The 16,270-nt window shown below is 66.4% G+C and carries 12 protein-coding genes; 7 read left to right on the top strand and 5 right to left on the bottom strand.

The features are described from left to right. Nucleotides 1-196: 196 nt before the first annotated feature. Complete coding sequence (locus PV762_RS20335; RefSeq protein ID WP_421036813.1) at nt 197-2,890, bottom strand: DNA topoisomerase III; 2,694 nt, start codon at nt 2,888-2,890, stop codon at nt 197-199. 250 nt (nt 2,891-3,140) lie between these two features. Here PV762_RS20335 and PV762_RS20330 point away from each other — a divergent pair, with 250 nt between their 5' ends. From PV762_RS20330 to PV762_RS20320, 3 genes are all read left to right on the top strand, one after another. Next, nucleotides 3,141-3,716 carry an SET domain-containing protein gene (locus PV762_RS20330; protein ID WP_421036836.1) on the top strand — a complete coding sequence of 192 codons (576 nt, stop codon included), beginning with the start codon at nt 3,141-3,143 and terminating at the stop codon, nt 3,714-3,716. Between the two features lie 165 nt (nt 3,717-3,881). Next, nucleotides 3,882-4,733 (top strand): biotin--[acetyl-CoA-carboxylase] ligase, encoded by an 852-nt coding sequence (locus tag PV762_RS20325; protein WP_421036812.1) that lies wholly within the window; start codon nt 3,882-3,884, stop codon nt 4,731-4,733. A gap of 6 nt (nt 4,734-4,739) precedes the next feature. Then, on the top strand, nt 4,740-5,432 hold the full coding sequence (locus tag PV762_RS20320; protein ID WP_421036811.1) for a hypothetical protein: 693 nt from the start codon (nt 4,740-4,742) through the stop codon (nt 5,430-5,432). Between the two features lie 276 nt (nt 5,433-5,708). On the opposite strand, the gene PV762_RS20315 is transcribed toward PV762_RS20320, so the two are convergent. The 4 genes from PV762_RS20315 to tkt form a co-directional block, all read right to left on the bottom strand. Further along, entirely contained in the window at nt 5,709-7,499 is a 1,791-nt protein-coding gene (locus PV762_RS20315; RefSeq protein ID WP_421036810.1) for a S8 family peptidase, read from the bottom strand. A gap of 220 nt (nt 7,500-7,719) precedes the next feature. Beyond that, nucleotides 7,720-8,718 (bottom strand): type I glyceraldehyde-3-phosphate dehydrogenase, encoded by a 999-nt coding sequence (gene gap, locus PV762_RS20310; RefSeq protein ID WP_067281231.1) that lies wholly within the window; start codon nt 8,716-8,718, stop codon nt 7,720-7,722. Between the two features lie 283 nt (nt 8,719-9,001). After that, entirely contained in the window at nt 9,002-9,946 is a 945-nt protein-coding gene (locus PV762_RS20305) for a hypothetical protein (protein ID WP_421036809.1), read from the bottom strand. 318 nt (nt 9,947-10,264) lie between these two features. Beyond that, a complete protein-coding gene (gene tkt, locus PV762_RS20300; protein WP_421036835.1) occupies nt 10,265-12,325 on the bottom strand; it encodes a transketolase in 2,061 nt (686 codons plus the stop codon). 153 nt (nt 12,326-12,478) lie between these two features. Between tkt and murU the strand changes: the two genes are divergently transcribed. The 4 genes from murU (at nt 12,479) to PV762_RS20280 (ending at nt 16,180) form a co-directional block, all read left to right on the top strand. After that, on the top strand, nt 12,479-13,168 hold the full coding sequence (murU, locus tag PV762_RS20295) for an N-acetylmuramate alpha-1-phosphate uridylyltransferase MurU (RefSeq protein ID WP_421036808.1): 690 nt from the start codon (nt 12,479-12,481) through the stop codon (nt 13,166-13,168). Then, complete coding sequence (locus PV762_RS20290; protein ID WP_421036807.1) at nt 13,158-13,664, top strand: YcxB family protein; 507 nt, start codon at nt 13,158-13,160, stop codon at nt 13,662-13,664. The genes murU and PV762_RS20290 overlap by 11 nt, the downstream gene beginning before the upstream one ends. Before the next feature lie 751 nt (nt 13,665-14,415). Further along, nucleotides 14,416-14,787: a hypothetical protein gene (locus tag PV762_RS20285; protein WP_421036806.1), complete on the top strand. Its 372-nt coding sequence runs from the start codon at nt 14,416-14,418 to the stop codon at nt 14,785-14,787. A 205-nt stretch (nt 14,788-14,992) separates the two neighbouring features. Then, on the top strand, nt 14,993-16,180 hold the full coding sequence (locus PV762_RS20280) for an ATP-binding protein (protein WP_421036805.1): 1,188 nt from the start codon (nt 14,993-14,995) through the stop codon (nt 16,178-16,180). Nucleotides 16,181-16,270: the final 90 nt, after the last annotated feature.

The following is a 16,270-nucleotide window of genomic DNA, read 5'->3' as shown; positions in this document are numbered from 1 at the left end:
GCATGCCCTCTCCTGAATCGCAGAATTGTTTGCGGTCGAGTGTCGCGCAAATGCGAGGGGCGTCCGGAAAATGAGGCACGGACCGACCCCCTGGATTTCACGGGTTGCGATTTGGGGGCGCGCGAAAGGCCGGTCGCAGCCGGCCTCCATGCGCCCGACTGAGCGGGGAACCCGGTTCAGTGGATCGCGCGCACGATCAGCCCTTGGCCGCCGCCTTCTTCGCTGCGACCTTCTTCGCCGCGACCTTCTTGGCTGCTGGCTGTGCGGCCGGCTTGTCGGCGGTCCTGGCCGCCGGTTTGCCTGCCGTCTTCGCGCCCGGCTTGGCGGCGCGCGGCTCGAACTCGAACATCACCTTGCCTTCCTTCTTGTCGTAGGCGAGGAAAGCCTTGAACTTGCGGCGCGTCTTGTTGGAGACGAAGTTCTCCAGCAGGTCCGTCTTGCCGGTCGCCAGCAGCTTGGTCATCTGCTCGGCCTCGATCGGCTGCTGCAGGATGATCTTGCCGCTCTTGAAGTCGCAGGTGATCTTGTCGCCCACCGCATGCTCGCAGACGTAGTTGCTGCCGAAGTCGAACACACGACCATTGCACTTCGGGCAGTGGCCCAGCGGCGTGTAGGTGCTGAAGTCCACCGGCTCGCCGTTCTCCTCGGCCTTCTTGGCGTCTTCGCCGAAGTCGAATTCCAGCTTCCAGTTGTCGATCTCGGCGTCGAACACCAGCGCCAGCTCGGCCGTGAAGGGCCAGCCCGCCTTGGAGCGGAAGCCCTCCAGCGGACCGACCTTCTTGTCGCGCAGGAAGGTCTCGACCTCGGCCAGCTCGAAGCTGCGGCCGCCCGGGATCTTGGGGATGGAGAAACCGCACTCGTCGCCGTTGCCGACCTTGCCGGTGCAGGTGAAGCGGCGGTAGTTCTCCTTGACCACGCCGCCGCACTTCGGACATGGCGTCTTCAACGTCGCGTAGTCGCCGGGGATGGTGTCGCGGTCGTATTCCTTGGCCTTGCGCACGACCTTCTCGGTCATCGCGGCGATCTCAGCCATGAAGTCCTCGCGCTTGAGGCGGCCCTTCTCCATCTCGGACAGCTGGAACTCCCAGTTGCCGGTCAGTTCGGGCTTGGACAACTCGTCGACGCCCAGTCCGCGCAGGAGCGTCATCAGCTGGAAGGCCTTGGCGGTCGGGATCATCTCCCGACCCTCGCGCAGCATGTACTTCTCGGCCAGCAGGCCTTCGATGATCGCCGCGCGCGTGGCCGGCGTGCCCAGGCCCTTCTCGGCCATGGCCTCGCGCAGCTCGTCGTCGTCGACCAGCTTGCCCGCGCCTTCCATCGCCGACAGCAGCGTCGCTTCCGTGTAGCGCGCCGGCGGCTTGGTCACCAGCGCCTTCACGTCGGTGCTTTCGGTGCGCACCACCTCGCCGGCCTTCACCGGGACCAGCATCGCGCCGCTGGTGCCCGGCTCGGCGTTCTCGTCGGTGGCTTCCTTGCCGTAGACGGCCTGCCAGCCCGGCTTGACCAGCACCTTGCCGTTGGTCTGGAAGGCGTAGGACTTCCCGGCCGTCTTCACGGTCGAGATGCGCGTCGTGACCTGGAATTCGGCTGGCGGGAAGAACACGGCCAGGAAGCGCTTGACGACCATGTCGTAGAGCTTGGCTTCGGCCTCGGTCAGGCTGCCGGGGGCCTGCAGCGTCGGGATGATCGCGAAGTGATCCGACACCTTGGTGTTGTCGAACACCTTCTTCGTCGGCTTGATGTAGCCCTTGTCCAGCGCCGTGCGAGCGTGCGGCGCGAGCGCCTTCAGCGGGCCGGGCATGTCCGAGTTCGCGATCATGCGCGCGGTGTCCTGCGCGACGATCAGGTAGTCCTCGGGCAAATAGCGCGAGTCGGTCCGCGGATAGGTGAGGACCTTGTGCTTCTCATACAGCGCCTGCGCCAGACCCAGCGTCGTCTTGGCCGAGAAGCCGAAGCGCGAGTTGGCTTCCCGCTGCAGCGTGGTCAGGTCGTACAGGCCGGGGCTGGCGGTCGTGCTCGGCTTGGATTCCTCCGTCACCGTGGCGGGCTGACCCAGCGCCGCGGCGGCGATGGCGTCGGCCTCGGCCTGCGTCCAGACGCGGTCGGCGCGCTGTTCGGGATCGTCGGCGTTCTTCTTGAACGCGGTGTCGAACCACTTGCCTTCGTACTGGCCGGCCTCGGCGTCGAAGTTGCCCCGGATTTCCCAGTAGTCGCGGTAGACGTGCTTACGGATCTTCTCCTCGCGCTCGACGACGATGGACAGCGTCGGCGTCTGCACGCGGCCCACGGTGGTCAGGAAGAAACCGCCGTCGCGCGAGTTGAACGCGGTCATCGCCCGCGTGCCGTTGATGCCCACCAGCCAGTCGGCTTCCGAACGGCAACGCGCCGCGTCGGCCAGCGGCAGCATCTGCTGGTCGGTGCGCAACTGCTCGAAGCCGTCGCGGATCGCCTGCGGCGTCATCGACTGCAGCCACAGCCGGCTCACCGGCTTGGTCACCTGCGCCTTGGCGGTGCCGGCGTACTGGACGATCAGACGGAAGATCAGTTCCCCTTCGCGCCCCGCGTCACATGCATTGATCAGCGAGGTCACGTCCTTGCGCTTGATCAGCTTGACCAGCGCGTTCAGGCGGCCCTTGCTCTTGTCGATCGGGTTCAGATCGAAGTGGGGCGGGATCACCGGCAGGTGGGCGAAGCTCCACTTGCCGCGCTTGACGTCGAACTCCTCCGGCGCCTTGATCTCCACCAGATGGCCGACGGCCGAGCTGACGACGTACGCGTCGTTCTCGAAATACTCGTCATGCTTTTCAAATTTGCCTGACAGCGCGGTCAGCGCCTTGACGATGTCTTGCGCCACCGACGGCTTTTCCGCGATCACCAATGCCTTGCTCATGCGCTTGCTTCTTTCGTCTTCATTCAGGCGTCCAGGATCTTCATGAACGTCTGCCTACAATCCGGCCTCGCGCGCGCCCACGCACCTACGTACGTGTGTACACGCGCGCGCACCCATGAATTCAATGTACCGGACTCGCTCCATGCCGCAACCGCGCCCCGCTCCGAGAGTTCCCGCCCCCCTCGATGCCGGCGTCGACCCCACCGCCGATCCGACCGCGGACCCGACCCCGCTCAAGCGCAGCCAGCGCATCGAGGTCCGCGCCTCCGGCGTGCACGGCCGCGGCGTGTATGCGGTGGCGCCGCTGAAGGCGGGCGACAAGCTGATCGAGTACAAGGGCGAACACATCTCCTGGGACGTGGCGCTGGACCGTCATCCGCACGATCCGTCGCAGCCGGACCATACCTTCTACTTTCACCTTGAGACCGGCGGGGTCATCGACGCGGCGGTCGACGGCAACCGGGCGCGCTGGATCAACCACGCCTGCAGCCCCAACTGCGAGGCCCGCGAGGTCGACGGCCGGGTGTTCATCCATGCGTTGACGGACATTTCCCCTGGCGAGGAGCTGTTCTACGACTACGGTCTGGTGATCGAGGAGCGCTATACGCCCGCGCTGAAGAAGCGGTTCGAATGCCGGTGCGGCACGCCGGGCTGCCGGGGCACCATGCTGGCGCCCAAGGAGAAGGCGCCCAAGGAGAAGGCGCCCAAGGAGAAGGCTCCGAAGGAAAAAGCGCTCAAGGGGAAGAAGTCCAAGGCCGAGGAGAAGACGTCCAAGGAGCAGAAGGCGTCGAACGCCTCCCCGCAACGCACATCCAAGGGCGCCTGAAGCGCGTTGGAGGGAGCGTGCTCACCCTGTCAGGTCCTACAGCCACCGATTCATGGTGCGGGGCTCCGGGCGGGACCATCTCCCTCTAGACTCCGACCATTCACGATCACCGGGCAGCTCGGCCCGGGAAGACCAAGACGGGATCGCAGGATCACATTCGCGGCGATGCAAGAACATCAGAACTGGGGCGCAGAGGCCCTGTGGCAAGACCTGGAGCCGTTGCTGCCGGGGCTCAGCATCGAGGTGCTGGCGCGGGTCGAATCGACCAACGCCACGCTGATCGAGCGCGTGCGCCGCGACGAGGGCACCGTGGCCGCGGGCCGCGCGGGCGATCGACTCTACGGGCGACGCCAGCACGACCTGCACCCGTGCCTGCTGATCGCGGAACACCAGACCCACGGACGCGGCCGGCAAGGCCGCGCCTGGCACAGCACGCCGGGCGCGTCGCTGACCTTCTCGCTGTCGATCCCGGTGGAGGTGGCGGACTGGTCCGGGCTGTCGCTGGTGGTGGGCGCCGCGATCGCCGAGGCGCTGGACCCCGAGGGCAGCCGCCTGGGCCTGAAATGGCCCAACGATCTGTGGCTGGACGAGCGCAAGCTCGGCGGCATCCTGATCGAGACGGTGCCGGCCGGCAGTTCGCGCATGGCGGTGGTGGGCGTGGGCCTGAACGTGTCCGACCGCGCGAAGGTGGCGGAGTCGCAGCTCAACACGGGCTTCGCCTGCCTGCAGGAACTGATTCCCGACGTCACCCCGCCGCAGGCGCTGGCGCTGCTGGCGCCGGCGCTGGTGAAGGCGCTGGCGGCTTTCCCGCAGGGCGGCTTCGGCGCCTGGCGTGAGCGCTTCGCGCGCCGCGACCTGCTGCAAGGCAAGGCGATCACCGCCGGCGTCCTGGAAGGCAAGGGCGCGGGCGTCAGCGACCGCGGTGAACTGCTGATCGACACCCCGCAAGGCCGCCGGACGGTCAGCGGCGGCGAGGTCAGCGTGCGGCTAGGCGGCGCTTCCGCCGGACAGGGATAAGCCACGATGCTGCGCGCTGCGGTCGTCCTGCTCTTCGTCGTCAACGTGCTGGTGTTCGCGTGGAACAAGGGGTGGGTGGCCGGCATGGCACCCGCCGCGCCGCGCCTGGACCAGCAGATCAACCCGGAGCGGCTGGCGCTGCTCAACCAGAACGCGGTCACGCAGCTCGCGGCACGGTCGTGCCTGGAACTGGGACCGCTGATCGGCGATGAGCTGCTCAAGCGCGCCAACGCGGCGCTGTCGGGCGCCGGGATTCCTTCGTCATCGATCGAGACGACGGCCGTCAACAGCGGCGGCGTGTGGGCGCTGGCCACGATCAAGATGCCCAGCAAGGACTTCCGCGAACGCAAGGAAGACACCTATCGCAGCGCCAAGATCGCCTTCGAACCGCTGCAAGGCTTCCCCGACGAACAACCCACGCTGGTGCTCAGCAAGCACGACAGCGAAGCAGCCGCGCAGGCGGCGCTCGACGGGATGACCAAGCGGAACTACAAGGGCCTGCGCGTGATGCGGCTGCAGGAACCGCTGCAGCAGACGACGCTGCGCCTGTCACGGCTGGACGGCGTCCAATCCGGCAAGCTGAACGCGCTGGCCAATCCGCCCTGGGGCGAGAAACGCAAGGACTGCTCGGTGGAAGCGCCTGTGGCTTCTTCCGCCGCCAGCGCCGCGAACGGATCGAGCTCCGGCGCGAGCCGCTGACGACAAAACCTGACCCTCTCGCTTCCTCTCGGGGAGAAGAACGCTCAACCCTCCTTACTCCCTCTCCCGCATCGCGGGAGAGGGCAGGGGTGAGGGCCTGCGGCGGTGGAAGTACGGGAACCTTCCTGGAGACCGCCCACCTGAGTCGTCCGGTGCGTTGGCCGCCGAGGCATGAGGCCCCGGAGTCAAGCTCCGAAACCTCACGCCTCACCGTCCCCAACCATTGTTGTACTGCCCCGGTTTTGCTACCGAGGACTTCTTCGATCCCAGGCTCGATTACTTCGAGCGGATCCTGGCGAGACGCGGCTTGGGCCAATGCAGCGCCACGATTGCCATCACCAGAGCGGCCAGCCACAGGCCGCTCATGGCACCACCACCACCACCACCACCACCGCCGCTGCTGGACGGGGTGTCGTTGGTCGGCGTCGGCGTCGGCGTCGACGTCGTCGTGACAGCCGCGATGGCGGCATTCGCATCCAACATGCCGGCGCCACAGGTGCTGGTCGTGCACGCGCATTCGAGCTGAGGCTTCGCGCTGTCGCCGGCCACGCATTGGGCAACGCCTGTTGTGGCTTGCGCCGGGAATGCCCGCGCCGACGACTGCAGCGCTGCCTTGACCTGCGTCGGCGTGAGGTTCGGATTCACCGCCAGCATCAACGCGATCGTGCCGCTGACCAGCGGCGTGGAGAAGCTGGTGCCGGTGCCGCTGTAGTTGAACGCGTTGCTGTTGGCGACCGGCGTGGTCGTGCCGCTGTTGCTGGTGGACAGGATCGGATACAGGCAAGGGCTGCCCTTCTCCGTATTGACGCAGTTGCCACCCGGCGCGCTGATGGTCACCTGCGGGCCGAGGTTGGAGAATCCGACCTTGGTGCCCGCATGGCGCAGGCCGGCCACGGCGATGACGTTGGCGCAGTTGGCCGGCGTGCCGACGGCGATGCCGCCTTCCTTGGTCGGATCGTCGTTCTCGACGCCGTTGCCGGCCGCGACGACGACGGAAGCGCCCTTGTTGTACGCCGCGGTGATCGCGTCCTGGTAGGTCGAGCTGCACGCCCCGTCGCCGCCCAGGCTCATGTTGATGACCTTGGCGGGCGTGGCGTTGACGGGCAGGCCGGGCACCTCGACGCCGGCCGCCCAGCGCATGCCGGCGGCGATGTCCGACGCCCAGCCGCCGCACTTGCCGAGCACGCGCACCGGCTGGACCTTGGCGCCGTAGGCCACACCGGCCATGCCCTGGCCGTTGTTGGTGGCAGCCGCGATCAGGCCCGCCACGCGCGTGCCATGCCAGGAGCTGTTGTCGATGTCGTCGGAAGTGCAGCTGGACCCCAGCCGGCCGTTGGTGATGTCGGACTGGTCGACCCAGTCGCCGGGATCGCTCGGGTCGCTGTCGGCGCCGTCGCCGTCATTGGCGGTGGCGATGACGGTGGTGCCGCTGTTGCGGAAGCCGATCATGTCGTAGCCCTGGACGAACTGTCCGGCCAGGTCGGGATGATCCAGGCGGGCGCCGGTGTCGAGGACCGCGACGACAACGCCGGTGCCGGTCGACTTGTCCCAGGCGGCGGGGGCGTTGATCGACGACAGCACCGTCGAATCGGGCGCCTTGAGGTACCACTGGCCCGCAGTGACGCCGGCTGCGGAGGCGGTGGCGTACAGCGGGTCGTTGGGCACGGAGAAATGCTTCCACCAGCGGTCGACCTCGACCGACTCGACGTCGCCATCCGTGGCCAGACGCTTGGCAAGTTCGGCGGAACTCATGCCGGTGGCCGTGTAGACGTGGGTGCGGTTGTCCAGGCTGCGGCGGACCTGCAGCGTGGCGGCGTGTCTCAAGCCGAGCGTGGTGCCGCGCACCTGCGCGATGTCCTTCGCTTCGGAGGCGGTGGCGCGGGTCGCCAGCGGCCGCGCCTTGACGGCGTCGGCCTGGGCCTTGAAGCGCACGATGACGCGGGCGAAGTCGGGCTGCTGATCCGGCTTCAGGGCGGTCCCGGTGACCGCGCCGGCAGTGCCGACCCCGAACAGACCGATGACGGCCGCGGCGGCGGCGAAACGCTTCGGCAAAGACAGCACGGACATGCAGAAACTCCACAAAACTGAGCTAGCCAGTTTATGGGGGAGGCCGCTAAGAAATTGCTAATGGCGCGACACATTTGCTGCGAGGCATCACCTCTAAAGGGGGATTCCGCACGCAAAGAGCAGCTATCGGCGAACAAAGTGGTGACTGTTCGTATCGACGGCGCTCCGGGAACGAAAAAGCCCCGCCGGGGCGGGGCTTCGGAGGACGGGAAGGAGCCGCTTACTTGGCGACGACCTTGACCATCTCGAGCACCTTGTTCGAGTAGCCCCACTCGTTGTCGTACCAGGACACCAGCTTGACGAAGGTGCCGTCCAGCGCGATGCCGGCGTCGGCGTCGAAGATGGAGGTGCGCGGGTCGCCGCGGAAGTCGGTGGCGACGACCTTGTCCTCGGTGTAGCCCAGCACGCCCTTCAGGGCGCCTTCGCTCTGGGCCTTCATTTCGGCGCAGATCTCGGCGTAGGTGGCGTTGTTGTTGAGCTCGACGGTCAGGTCGACGACGGAGACGTCGGAGGTCGGCACGCGGAAGGACATGCCGGTCAGCTTCTTGTTCAGCTCGGGGATCACGACGCCCACGGCCTTGGCGGCGCCGGTGGAGGACGGGATGATGTTCTCGAGGATGCCGCGGCCGCCGCGCCAGTCCTTGTTGGACGGGCCGTCGACGGTCTTCTGCGTGGCGGTGGTGGCGTGCACGGTGGTCATCAGGCCGCGCTTGATGCCCCACTTGTCGTTCAGCACCTTGGCCAGCGGGGCCAGGCAGTTGGTGGTGCAGCTGGCGTTGGAGATGATGGCCTGGCCGGCGTAGGTCTTGTCGTTGACGCCGTAGACGAACATCGGGGTGTCGTCCTTGGACGGGGCCGACATGATGACCTTCTTGGCGCCGGCGGTCAGATGCTTTTCGCCGGTTTCCTTGGTCAGGAACAGGCCGGTGGCTTCGACGACGATGTCGGCGCCGACCTCGTTCCACTTCAGCTCGGCGGGATCCTTGACCTGGGTCAGGCGGATGCGCTGGCCGTTGACGATCAGCGTGTTGCCGTCGACCGCCACATCGCCGTCGAAGCGGCCGTGGACGCTGTCGTACTTCAGCATGTAGGCCAGGTAATCGGGCTCGAGCAGGTCGTTGATGGCGACGATCTGGATGTCCTTGAAGTTCGCCACGGCGGCGCGGAACACCATGCGGCCGATGCGACCGAACCCGTTGATACCGATCTTGATGGTCATGAGGAAAGTCTCCTGCGAGTGAAATGAATCGATGACGTCATGGGCGCGTCGCCCAGCCAGTGGACGTCGTGCCGCGGAGGTGTTCGGTCCGGCGCGTCGAGCGGGTCTGCGAGGCAGCGGGCCGGGGCGCCGGGAACCCTCGATTTGAACAGATCGGCGGCGACCGACGTTTCGAGCGGGTTACCGGGTTACATCGATCTTCAGAGGCGCGGTACGAGCGGGCACTTCAGCCGTGGTGTCGCCCGAGCGGCTGCCCAGCCAGCGAGCCAACTTGTCGCGCGCGTCAGGTCTTGGCCTGCAGGTCCAATTGGCCGCATGGCACGCGGATCTGGAGGTCCTCGCCGAACAGCGCGCGAGCCTGCTTGGGCGACGAGAACTTCAGGTTCTGCCGGGCGAGCCAGTCGATGAAGATCGCCCGGTCCGGCTTCTTCTCGCCATCCGTGACCTCATTGGGCAGCGCAGGTCCGTACATCGTGTAGTTCACGTTGAACGGGCAGGCCATGGTGTTGAAGTCGAAGCGGACACCTTCGGCTTGGGGGTTCTCGGTCATGGCCAGGAAGTCGACGAGGTTCAGCTGTTCGACCTTGAGGACCTGGCGTTGCTGGCCGGGCGGATAGAGCCTGAAGCTCTGCCGCAGCACGACGGGGGAATCGCCCGCCTTGCGGCACGGCATGCGGGACCAGCGCGCCCACTCGACGACCGTGTCGACGGCGAACCGCACGGCCTGCGCGTGCAGCACCTTGACCTCCGGCGGCTGTTCGCCGTCGCCCGCGAAGGTCATCGCGATGACGATGTTGTTGACCTCGCGACCGGCGTTCAACACGTCGAAGACCATGTCCTGCTTCGGACGCGTGTAGCAGACCTCGAGCCGTCCGCGCGGCGTGGTCTCGTCAGGGGCCAGCGGCAACGGTGCCTTCTGGGAGTTGGAGAACTCGAACTCCTGGACCGCGCTGACCGTGCCGTCGGCCGGCTGGAGGCAGGGAAGGCGATAGCGGTCGAGATGGCGCGTGACGACGTCGAGCATGTCCTCGCGCAGCGAATTGGCCAGCAGCTGCACGTCGGGCGCCTTGTCCGGCGCGGTGAACTGGAGCTTGACGCGGGCGAAGCCGCCGGTGCGATCGTAGTTCCCGCGCTCGGGGAACTTCGGCGGCTGCTCGGGCCGTTGCAGACAGCTGAGCGATTGCGCCGGCGAGGGCGGACTGACGTCCGTGGTGCCGGAGGCGGCCATCGCGCTACCGGCGATAGCCCACGAGAGAAGCGTGCCGCATGCGCGTGCGAAGAGATGCCGTGTCATCGTGCTCCCTGGATTCGAGTCTTGTCCCTGACCCGAGGGCGGCTGAGCACGCCCACGGGCGTCAAGCAGTCTATGCGGGGGCGCAGGCGAATCGAGACCCCCTTCGGAGGGGGAGAGCAGGCGGAGGCTTCTTCTCCTGTCGCCGGCATCGGCGGCATCGAGCGCCCGGAACCGGACGTGAAAAGAGGTGCACGAGGCACCTCTTCCCGTCGTGCCGGAACGGTCCGGCGCGAAACACGTGCGAAAGGGCGCTCAGCCCTTCAGGCGCGCCTTGCCCAGCACCACCTTGACGGTGTCGGCGACGTTCTCCGGCGTGAAGCCGAAGTGCTTGAACAGCACGTTGGCCGGGGCCGATTCGCCGTAGGTGTCCAGGCCGACGACGGCGGACACGCCGTACTTCCACCACAGGTCGGTGACGCCGGCTTCGATGGCGACGCGCGGCAGGCCGTCCGGCAGCACGCCCTTCTTGTACTTGGCGTCCTGGCGGTCGAACAGGCTCGTGCAAGGCATCGAGACCACGCGCACCGGGATGCCGGCCACGGCCAGCTGCTGCTGCGCCGCGATGGCCAGCTGCACTTCCGAGCCGGTGGCGATCAGCACGGCTTGCGCCTTCTTCTTCAGGCCGACGTCGGCCGGCTCGCTCAGCACGTAGCCGCCGGTGGTGATGGCGTCGACGGCCTCGCCCGACTTCTTCAGGTAGGGCAGGTTCTGGCGGCTCAGCGCCAGCACGCTGGGGCGCTGGCTGTTGGCCAGGGCCAGGGTCCAGGCGACGGCCGTTTCCGCGGTGTCGGCGGGACGCCAGACGTCCAGGCCGGGGATCAGTCTCAGGCTGGAGACGTGCTCGACGGACTGGTGCGTCGGGCCGTCTTCGCCCAGGCCGATGGAGTCGTGCGTGAACACGTGGATCACGCGCTGCTTCATCAGCGCGGCCATGCGGATCGCGTTGCGGCTGTAGTCGCTGAAGGTCAGGAAGGTGCCGCCGTAGGGGATGAAACCGCCGTGCAGCGCGACGCCGTTCATGATCGCGGCCATGCCGAACTCGCGCACGCCGTAGTTGATGTGGCGGCCGCCGTTGGAGCTGCCGTCCTCTTCCAGGCGGAAGGCGGGCGTGCTCTTGGTGTTGGTCAGGTTGGAGCCGGTCAGGTCGGCCGAGCCGCCCAGCAGCTCGGGCATCGCGGCGGTGAAGGCTTCCAGCGCGATCTGGCTGGCCTTGCGGGAGGCGACGGTCTCCGCCTTCTCATGCGCGCCGATGACGGCCTGCGCGGCGACGTCGGCGAAGTTGGGCGGCAGCACGCCGGCGATGCGGCGGGAGAACTCGGCGGCCAGTTCCGGGAACTGCGTGGCGTAGGCGTCGAACTTGTCGTCCCAGGCCTTTTCAAAACCGGTGCCGGCGTCCTTGGCGTCCCAGTCGGCGTAGACCTCGGCGGGCAGCACGAAGGGTTCGTGCGACCAGCCCAGCGCTTCGCGGGTCAGCTTGATTTCCTCGGCGCCGAGTGGCTCGCCGTGGGCCTTGGAGGTGTTGGCGCGGTTCGGGCTGCCCTTGCCGATGTGGGTCTTCGCGATGATCAGCGAGGGCTTGTCCTTGCTGGTCTTGGCCAGCGCGATGGCGGCGTCGACGGCGTCGACGTCATGGCCGTCGACCGGGCCGACGACGTTCCAGCCGTAGGCTTCGAAGCGCTTGGCGGTGTCGTCGCCGAACCAGGGACCGACCTGGCCGTCGATGGAGATGCCGTTGTCGTCGTAGATCGCGATCAGCTTGTTCAGCTTCCACGAGCCGGCCAGCGAGCAGGCTTCATGGCTGATGCCTTCCATCAGGCAGCCGTCGCCGAGGAAGGCGTAGGTGTGATGGTCGACGATGGTGTGGCCGTCGCGGTTGAATTCCTTGGCGAGCTGCTTTTCAGCGAGCGCGAAGCCGACGGCGTTGGTGATGCCCTGGCCGAGCGGGCCGGTGGTGGTCTCGACGCCGGGGGTGATGCCGACTTCCGGGTGGCCCGGGGTCTTGGAGTGCATCTGGCGGAAGGCCTTGAGCTCGGCGATCGGCAGGTCGTAGCCGGTCAGGTGCAGCAGGGCGTAGATCAGCATGGAGCCGTGGCCGTTGGACAGCACGAAGCGGTCGCGGTCGGCCCACTGCGGATTGGCCGGGTTGTGGCGCAGGTGGCGCTTCCACAGCGCGACGGCGATCTCGGCCATGCCCATCGGGGCGCCCGGGTGGCCGGAGTTGGCCTGCTGGACGGCGTCCATCGCCAGGGCACGGATGGCGTTGGCCATCTGGGTGGTGTTCGGGGTGACGACGGCAGCGCTGGTCTCGGCCATGGTGTTGGTCTCGGGCAGGGGTTGGGGCAAACCCGAGATTCTAGTGAACGTGCCGGGGAGCGGTTTCCGGGTGTGCGCGGGGTGACGAAAAGTGGCCGAAAGCGTATCGCGGAGCGGGCTCTAAACTCGCGGCCTCAATTTCTGGACCCATCGATGCGAGCCATGATCCTCGCGGCCGGGCGCGGCGAGCGCATGCGGCCGCTGACCGACCACACGCCCAAGCCCTTGCTGAAAGTGCGCGGCAAGCCGCTGATCGAGTGGCACATCGAGGCCTTCGCGCGAGCAGGCATCCGGGACATCGTGATCAACACGGCGTGGCTGCACGAGCAGTTCGAGGCGACGCTGGGCGACGGCGCGCGATTCGGCGTGACGCTGCATTACAGCCACGAAGGCGAGCGCTACGGCCGCGCGCTGGAGACCGGCGGCGGCATCGCGACGGCGCTGGACCTGCTGTGCGCGGATGGCGACGACGCGTTCTGGGCCGTGTCGGCGGACATCTTCATTCCCGACTTCGAGTTCGACGCGGCAAAGGCAGCAGCCTTCGCGGCGAGCCCGCTGCTGGCGCACCTGTGGTTCGTGCCCAAGCAGCCGCGACATCCGACGGGCGACTTCGGCATCGACGCGGCGGGCTTCGCGACGATCGATGGTGACCTGGAGGTCTACAGCAACATCGGCCTGTACAAGCGCGCGTTCTTCGACGGCGTGCAGGCAGGACAGCATCAGCGCATCCGCGCGAGCCTCGATCGAGCGATCAACGCGCGGGCGGTGACGGCGGAGCTCTACACGGGCCCATGGGCGAACGTGGGAGCTCCGGAGCAACTGGAGGAGCTCAATGGGAAATGAACCTGTCCGCTTCGCGGGCGAAGTGACGTGGCCGGAATATCGCCACATCCGACGTCGCCTGCCGCCATGGTGGGGACGGACAGCTACCGTCTTGCCGATAGCGATGCTCGTCATTCTGTGGACCGTCAGCGACTTCACATTGATGCGCAACGACCCCGGCAGGTTCGTCTTCGAACTGCTGCCGTTCGGGCTGTTGTTTGCGATCGCTGTCGGGGCCGGTTTCCTGATCGAGCGCCAACAATGGAAGACCTACAGCCGCACCCAGGCCAAAGCCAGTGGCGAGTTGAGCGCGGCGGGGCTGCTCTGGAAGACGGAAACGATCACGGCCCAGTTGCCGTGGGACAAGATCACCGGATACAAGCTCGACGATCAACTCGTCCTGCTCTATTACTCCGCGATGTGCGCGCATGTTCTGCCGCGAAGCTTCTTCGCCAATGAGGCCTCTTGGAACGCGCTGCAGACCTTGGTGAAGCAGCGCGCGAAGGCGATCGGCTGAGCACTGACGCCTCGGATCTTTGAGATCGCAGATTGCGATCTCAAACGATGCAACTCAGAAACGAGAAACCCGCCTTTTGCACGTCTGCTTGCGCAGAACCCTGGCCGAAAACCAGGACGTGTGGCGGGTGTGTTGCGGCGAAGTTTAACGCGATGCCTTCACTCGTCGCAAGTCTGAAGTGGCATCGCATCACCTGTCGGGCCATCTGCCATGGAAGGCCGATGCCAACAGGAGACACCCATCAAGCAAGACCCGGGACTTTGTCATGCGAGCGCATTCGTGGAGTCGGATTTCGCGCCGCACTTCGAGCTTCTTTGACGCAGATCAGAGGACCGCGAAATCGCGCTATGTCGGACTTGAATTTTGAGATCTGCCGACAGCCGTCAACCTGACGACTCGTTGACAAGACCTGGCCCTTCGGTGGGAAGCGGATACCCAGGCATCCCCCACACAACCCCACGAAGGCGGAATCGCCGGAGCACTTTGATTTTTATCAGAGAGTGATTCGTCGACCGGTTGCACGATGCACGCAGGTGCTTCAAACACACCAGCGCTCCAGGCCTCGCGATCAAAGCGAGGCTCTTCCCGTACTCATCGTTTACGGGCGAGATGGGTCATTCCGTGAGGGTGACCACACGACGGAGTGCTGCGTGGTTTGACATCTCGCCCACCCCTTCGATTCGATCGACCGCATGTCGCGACTCGGCAATCGAAGCCGGTGGTTTCCAAAGTTCTTCGGAGTTTTACGAACATGGGAACCCTGCATCAAACGCGTATCAACGAAACGCGCGGCCCGATCCGCGACCGCCGCCCGCTGGCGGACTGCGACCTCGGCTCGCTCATCCGCCTTCAGAACGAGTGGGGCATGAGCGACGCGCAGCTCTTCGGCCTGCGCCTCGGCGCCGACGCAGTCTGCCTGCGCACCGACGTGTCCGTCGCCTCGGCCATCGCCAACCTGCGCAACACGCTGGTGTCCGCAGCGGCGACGCTGTCGCTGGTCGAGGACAACTGCGTGGAGGGCGATCCCTCCCGCCATGTGGTCGAGAGCGTGCGCCAGTCGCTGCGCGAAGGCCTCGGGATGCTCGGCATCGTCGGCCGCGCAGTCGACGAGGTGCCCGTTTGAGACAGCAATCTGCGATCTCAACGAGCAGAGCACCGCTAGAGCAAAGCCGCCCACGATCTCAGGCCAATGACATGGCCCGAGATCGTGGGCGGTTTCTTTGGCGGCGTGCACATGTCTGAGATCTAGGAGTCCGCTTCAAATTGGTGCGCCCGTAGATGGCAAGACCTGACCCTCTTCCCACCTAGGAAGGAAGCGCCAGAAGTCTTTGCCCGTATCCATCTTTCATCGCACTGCGCTGGCGCAAGAGCTGGCAACCCACATCCTGGATGACGACCTTGCACCTGCACGGTCCGGCCTTTTTCTCGGCGCCCGTCGTCGCACCGGCAAGTCGACGTTCCTGCAGCAGGACCTCTGCCCCGAGCTGAAGCGCCGCGGCGCCATCGTCATCTATATCGACCTCTGGGAGGATCTGGATCAGGACCCAGGCGATGTCATCATCGAGGCCATCCTCGGAGAGCTCGCGCAGCATGAGGGTGTCGTCATGCGCCTTGCCCGTTCGGCCGGCTTGGAGCGGGTGAATATGGCCGGGGTCGCATTCACCCTGGACCGGGTCGGCCTGGGCAAGCAGGTCTCGCTCGCCAAGGCGTTGGCCGCGCTTTCCGATGAGTGCCAGCGAATGATCGTGCTCATTGTCGACGAGGCTCAGCATGCGAACACGACAGAGAAGGGGAGCACTGCGCTCTGTGCCATGAAGGCCGCTCGTGACAAGCTGAACATGGGGCCGCATCACGGGCTACGCATCGTGGCGACGGGATCGAATCGCGACAAGCTGGCAGTGATGGTGGCGTGGAAGGACCAGGCGTTCTTCTGCGCCCCCATGAAGGAGTTCCCCCCGCTTGGCGTCGATTTCCTGGACTGGATCTGCCAACGTGCACCGGCTTCGGCGGCGTTGCGCGTGGACGCGGTGGCCCGGCTGTTCAAGCGTTCCGGCTATCGTCCCGAGTGGATGCAGGATGGTCTGAGCGCGCTGGCCGCGCGAGACGACTGGACTCCCGCGGCGGCGGCCGCTGCCTTTGAAGAGGCCGTCGAGGCGCGCGCCGACCTGCGGGTCCAGGGCCTGCTCGGTCTGGTAGGGCTGCTCAGCCCGCTCCAATCCGCCGTGCTGCGCGTGCTCGCAGCGCAGGGCCGGCGTTTCGTGCCCTTCTGGGATCGCACCTTGGAAACCTACCGGCTCGTGATCGAGGTAGACGACGGCAACAAGGTGACCGAGCCCATCAGCGTCGAGAGCGTACGGCTGGCCCTGGAGGCGCTGAAGGACAAGGGCTTCCTCTGGCGTTCTCCCCATGGTGTTTACACCCTGGAGGAGTTCGGTATCCGTGAGGCGCTGGAGGAAGGACGCCTGCTGACGGCGTCGACGCAGCGTGTCACGCTGATGGGGAGTCAGGCGGTCTGACGCGGCACGCGGGCTGGATGTCACGCATTCACCCTGCGGATAGCAACTCTGCGGCGACCTTCTACGCGAAGGTCGCCGCTGTCGGGTCGA

This window comes from Mitsuaria sp. CC2, from assembly GCF_048957715.1.
Classification (GTDB): domain Bacteria; phylum Pseudomonadota; class Gammaproteobacteria; order Burkholderiales; family Burkholderiaceae_C; genus Roseateles.
This window is presented reverse-complemented; position numbering and strand designations above follow the sequence as displayed.

Coding starts and splice junctions, on each gene's coding strand:
- PV762_RS20315 (WP_421036810.1), bottom strand. CDS start 7,499: ATGTCCGTGCTGTCTTTGCCGAAGCGTTTCGCCGCCGCCGCGGCCGTC.
- PV762_RS20320 (WP_421036811.1), top strand. CDS start 4,740: ATGCTGCGCGCTGCGGTCGTCCTGCTCTTCGTCGTCAACGTGCTGGTG.
- PV762_RS20335 (WP_421036813.1), bottom strand. CDS start 2,890: ATGAGCAAGGCATTGGTGATCGCGGAAAAGCCGTCGGTGGCGCAAGAC.
- PV762_RS20285 (WP_421036806.1), top strand. CDS start 14,416: ATGGGAACCCTGCATCAAACGCGTATCAACGAAACGCGCGGCCCGATC.
- PV762_RS20325 (WP_421036812.1), top strand. CDS start 3,882: ATGCAAGAACATCAGAACTGGGGCGCAGAGGCCCTGTGGCAAGACCTG.
- tkt (WP_421036835.1), bottom strand. CDS start 12,325: ATGGCCGAGACCAGCGCTGCCGTCGTCACCCCGAACACCACCCAGATG.
- gap (WP_067281231.1), bottom strand. CDS start 8,718: ATGACCATCAAGATCGGTATCAACGGGTTCGGTCGCATCGGCCGCATG.
- murU (WP_421036808.1), top strand. CDS start 12,479: ATGCGAGCCATGATCCTCGCGGCCGGGCGCGGCGAGCGCATGCGGCCG.
- PV762_RS20305 (WP_421036809.1), bottom strand. CDS start 9,946: ATGGCCGCCTCCGGCACCACGGACGTCAGTCCGCCCTCGCCGGCGCAA.
- PV762_RS20290 (WP_421036807.1), top strand. CDS start 13,158: ATGGGAAATGAACCTGTCCGCTTCGCGGGCGAAGTGACGTGGCCGGAA.